Origin of the sequence: Citrifermentans bremense R1, from assembly GCF_000426865.1 — a bacterium.
GTDB classification, from domain to species: Bacteria; Desulfobacterota; Desulfuromonadia; order Geobacterales; family Geobacteraceae; genus Geomonas; species Geomonas bremensis.
Map to the genome: position 1 here is coordinate 1 of NZ_AUGE01000065.1, position 4,182 is coordinate 4,182.

The window sequence follows — 4,182 nt, forward strand, 5'->3', positions numbered from 1 at the left end:
CCCGCCACTACCCCCCGAAGGCACTGGTCTATTCTCCGTTCGAGGAGAAGAACCTGGTGTTCGTGGTGAAGAGCGGCCGGCTTCGGGTCTACCTCGCTTACGAGGACAAGGAGTTCACCCTGGCGCTCCTGGAGCCGGGGGACGTCTTCAGTACCCATACGCCCGCTTTCGTGCAGGCGCTGGAAGGAAGCGAGATCCTCGTCTGCAGTACGGCAACGTTCCGGGAGGCGGTGGCACGGCGGCCGGAACTATCGCTCACCATGGTGAAGGTGCTGGGAGAGCTCCTGAAGAACTCGATAGAGACCATCGAGGGGCTAGCCTTCAAGGACGTCCGCCTGCGCCTGGTGGATTTCCTGCTGGGTGCCGCCGCCGAGCGCGGCCGGGCGAGCGCCGAAGGGACGGTGGTGCAACTGGGCCTCGGCACCGAGGACATCGCCCTGCTCATCGGCACCACGCGCCAGACCATCTCCCAGATCGTCAACGACTTCATAAAGGCCGACCTGCTGCGTAAGATCGACCGCAAGACCCTCCTTATCACCGACATGGACGCACTCAAGGCGCTTAGGGAACTGTAAGGAGATCCGTAAGCCCCGCCCCGCCCGCCTCACCCTCATCCCCCCACTTTCCCTTTGCAAGGCCCTACAGAATCCAGGGAGTTGCTGCCTCCCTGCGGGGCTCCCTCACCCCCTCCCCTCTCCCTCTGGGAGAGGGTGCCCAGAGGGCGGGTGAGGGAGATGCCACGAAGACGAGATTCCAAAATAAATCTCCGAACTGTCGGCTGCCCGACAGACCGCCGCCCGATTTTGGCCTACATTGCCTGCCAACCCGGGTGATCCTTCTCATCCGGGACCACGCAGGCAAGCCGTTTGCGCCAGTCGGGAGAACCCATGCAAGACCAGGTAAAAGAAACTCCAGCGGAGCCGGTACGGCTTTTTCGCATCAATACCGGTTCCTGCAACGGATGCGACGTGGAGCTGGCGGTCACCGCTGCGGTGGACGAGTTCGACGTGGAGCAGTTGGGGTGCCGCTATACGGAGGAGCCGCATGAGGCGGACATACTCCTTATCACCGGCCCCCTTACCGTCCGCGCCCGGAACGAGGCGCTGCGACTCTACGCAGAGGCGCCGGAAACCAAGGTGACGGTGGCGGTCGGCGTCTGCCCGGTCTCCGGAGGGGTCTTTCGCGACAGCTATGCGGTCGACGGCCCGGTGCAGCGTTACCTGCCGGTGGACCTCAACGTGCCGGGATGCCCGCCCCGTCCCCAGGCTCTCCTGGCCGGGATCGCCCAGGCGCGGGATCTCTGGCGCGCCCGCAGCAAGGGAGTGGATGCCGTATTTGCGGCGCCCCCCCTGGCCAAGCCGGCGGATGAACCGGCGCAGCAATTCCCCATCCGCGGCCGGATGAGCTTTGACCCCAAGGCCTGCGTGGACTGCCGCATGTGCCGGCACGTCTGCGCCGCCGGCGCCATTCACTTCGATATCAAGGGGGACAAGGGAGATAGGCACCTCAGGAGCCAGTCCCCCGGCTCGCCAGAGGGGGTTCGGCTCACGCTCTGGCACAACAGCTGTGTTTTTTGCGGCCTCTGCAGCCATTACTGCCCGACCGGCGCCTTGTCGGTGACCGGCGATTGGCATCTTGCCCACCGCGGCGGGCAAACCTTCCGCTTCTCCGAGCAGGGAGAGGTCCCTTATACCCCCTGCTCCGGTTGCGGTTCTCCCCTCATTGCCGTGGCCCCGGAACTCCTGCACGCGGCCTTTCGCCGCCCTACCCCCGAAATCGAACACATTAAGACCCTCTGTCCGGCCTGCCGGCAACAACTGAGCATAGGAGCAGTGAGACGATGACCACGTTGATCGATGAGGTTGCCGCCCTCCTCGCCGCTGCGGCGGGGGAAGAGACCGTCGCCACCTGGCGCCGGGACCGGAAAGGTGTCCTTACCGGCTGGTGCCGTCTTTCTTCCGCAGACTCGCTCGAAGCCATCGGGCGCGCCATCGCGTCCATACAGGGGCGCCTGAGCATGGTGACGGCCTACCTCACGGAAAAGGCCAGGGAGAAGGGGGGACGCGAGATCGCCTACCACTTCGACCTCGACGGCGCCACCCTCACCCTGACCGTTCCCTTGCCGCTGGAAGGGGCGCAGGTCCCTTCCCTCACCCCCATCTTCCGCAACTGCGACTGGCACGAGCGGGAGCTGATGGAACTCTACGAGATCCAGGTGGTGGGACACCCCGACCCGCGCAGGCTGTTCCTGGCCGACAGCGTCCCCGACGCCCCGTTCGAACGGCTCATCCCTTATTCCACCTTCACCAACGGCGCCGCAGGGAAAGCGCTCTGGGAAAAGGTGCTCGCCGCCAAGGAGAAGCCATGACGAGCGTCATCGAACTTGGGCCACATCAGCTGGCCCTTGAGGAGCCGATGTACTTCCGGGTGAAGCTGGAGGGGGATCGCGTGGCGGGGCTGGACGTGCAGCCGGGGCAGGTGCACCGGGGCATGGAGCACCTGGTGATGCGCAGGAACCTCTACCAGAACATAACCCTCTTGGAGCGCCTCTGCTCGCTTTGCTCCAACAGCCACCCAAGCACCTTCTGCTCCGCCATCGAGGAGGTGGCGGGGGTGGCGATTCCCGAGCGGGCCGAATACCTGCGCGCCGTGGCGGACGAGATCAAGCGCATCGCGTCGCATCTCTTTTGCTGCGCCGTGCAGGCGAACTTGATCGGCCAGACGGCGCTCTTCAGGCGGGCGATGGAAGTCCGGGAGATCATGCAGCGCTCCAAGGAGGCGATCTACGGCAACCGCATGGACCTCGCGGCGAACTGCATCGGCGGGGTGCGCTACGACCTGACGCCGGACGCGGCAATGTACCTCGCCCGGCAGATGGAGGCCATGAAAGCGCCGCTGGACGAGCTGTACCTGCAGTTCCAGAACAACCCGGCGATCATGGCGCGGACCGCAGGCGTTGGCGTCTTGCCCAGGCTTGAGGCGATCGAGTGCGCGGTGGTGGGTCCCGTGGCGCGCGCCTGCGGCATCGACTACGACGTGCGCAAGAAGAGCCCCTACGGTGCCTATGACCGGCTGGAGTTCAGTACCTCCTTGCAGCAGGCGGGGGACGTCCGGGCCCGGAACCTGGTCCGGCTCGCGGAGGCGCGGCAGTCGGTCTCTCTCATCGAGCAGTGCCTGGCGGGGCTGGTACCCGGGCCGCTTTGCGCAGACCTCCTCCCTGAGATTCCGGCGGGGGAGGCGGTCGCCAAGTCGGAGGCGCCGCGGGGCGAGCTGGTCTATTACCTGAGGACCGACGGCACCGACTTCCCGCTGCGTCTGAAATGGCGGGTCCCTTCCTACATGAACTGGGACGCGCTCAAGGTGATGCTCCACGGCGAGCCGGTGGCGAACATCCCGCTCATCGTGAACAGCATCGACCCCTGCATCGCCTGCACGGACCGCTAGGAGGAGCCATGCACGAAATCACCCTGGTCACCGGACTCTTCGAGATCATCAACCGCGAGGTCGCCGCGCGCGGCATCGAATCCATCTCCAAGGTGCGCCTGAAGGTGGGAGAGCTGGCGGCGGTGGAACCGATGACGCTTGCCGCCTGCTTCGAGGTGGTGGCGGAGGGGACGGTGGCTTCCGGGGCGCAACTGGAAATCGAGACGGTCCCTTTGACCGGCCGCTGCCGCGGCTGCGCAAGCGGCTTTCGCATCGTCGGCTTTCGGTTCCAGTGTCCCGACTGCGGAGGAGGGGACGTCGAGCTGTCGGGTGGGAGGGAACTTTATTTGGAGAGCTTGGAGGCCATATGCAAAGGAGACCACAATGAAGCAACAGCAGCGTGAAAATGCCATAGTCTTTGCCGATCCCGAGCGCTGTCTCGGCTGCCACGGCTGCGAGCTGGCCTGCGCCCTGGCCCATTCCGGAACCGGGCTGCACCAGGCAGCACTTCAGGGGCTGACACTTCGGCCCCGCAATCGCGTCGTGGCGGCGGGGGACGTGACGATGCCGGTGCAGTGCCGACAGTGCGAGGATGCCCCCTGCGCCTGCGCCTGCCCCACCGGAGCCATGCTGCAGGAAAAAGGCGCGGTCGGGGTCCGCGAGAAGAACTGCGTCGGCTGCAAAGTCTGCGTCATGGTCTGCCCCTTCGGCGCCATCAGCGTGAAGCACGAGGGGAGCGAAGAGGCAACCGGACGCACC

Annotated in this window: 6 protein-coding genes; all 6 read left to right on the forward strand. The window is 65.6% G+C overall.

The window, feature by feature from the left end; translation table 11 throughout:
* Positions 1-575: Crp/Fnr family transcriptional regulator (locus K419_RS0118650; protein ID WP_026842870.1), on the forward strand; the 575-nt coding region annotated here is incomplete at its 5' end.
* Between the two features lie 312 nt (positions 576-887).
* The gene (locus tag K419_RS24530; RefSeq protein WP_084154285.1) at positions 888-1,844 is read left to right on the forward strand and encodes an NADH-quinone oxidoreductase subunit B family protein; all 957 of its coding nucleotides are present in this window, start codon (positions 888-890) and stop codon (positions 1,842-1,844) included.
* Complete coding sequence (locus K419_RS0118660; RefSeq protein ID WP_026842871.1) at positions 1,841-2,368, forward strand: NADH-quinone oxidoreductase subunit C; 528 nt, start codon at positions 1,841-1,843, stop codon at positions 2,366-2,368. Before K419_RS24530 ends, K419_RS0118660 begins: the two co-directional genes overlap by 4 nt.
* On the forward strand, positions 2,365-3,444 hold the full coding sequence (locus tag K419_RS0118665) for a hydrogenase large subunit (protein ID WP_026842872.1): 1,080 nt from the start codon (positions 2,365-2,367) through the stop codon (positions 3,442-3,444). Before K419_RS0118660 ends, K419_RS0118665 begins: the two co-directional genes overlap by 4 nt.
* Positions 3,445-3,452: 8 nt before the next feature.
* Complete coding sequence (gene hypA, locus K419_RS0118670; protein WP_026842873.1) at positions 3,453-3,827, forward strand: hydrogenase maturation nickel metallochaperone HypA; 375 nt, start codon at positions 3,453-3,455, stop codon at positions 3,825-3,827.
* On the forward strand, positions 3,808-4,182 hold a 375-nt coding region (locus K419_RS0118675; protein ID WP_026842874.1), incomplete at its 3' end, for a 4Fe-4S dicluster domain-containing protein. The genes hypA and K419_RS0118675, both read left to right, overlap by 20 nt.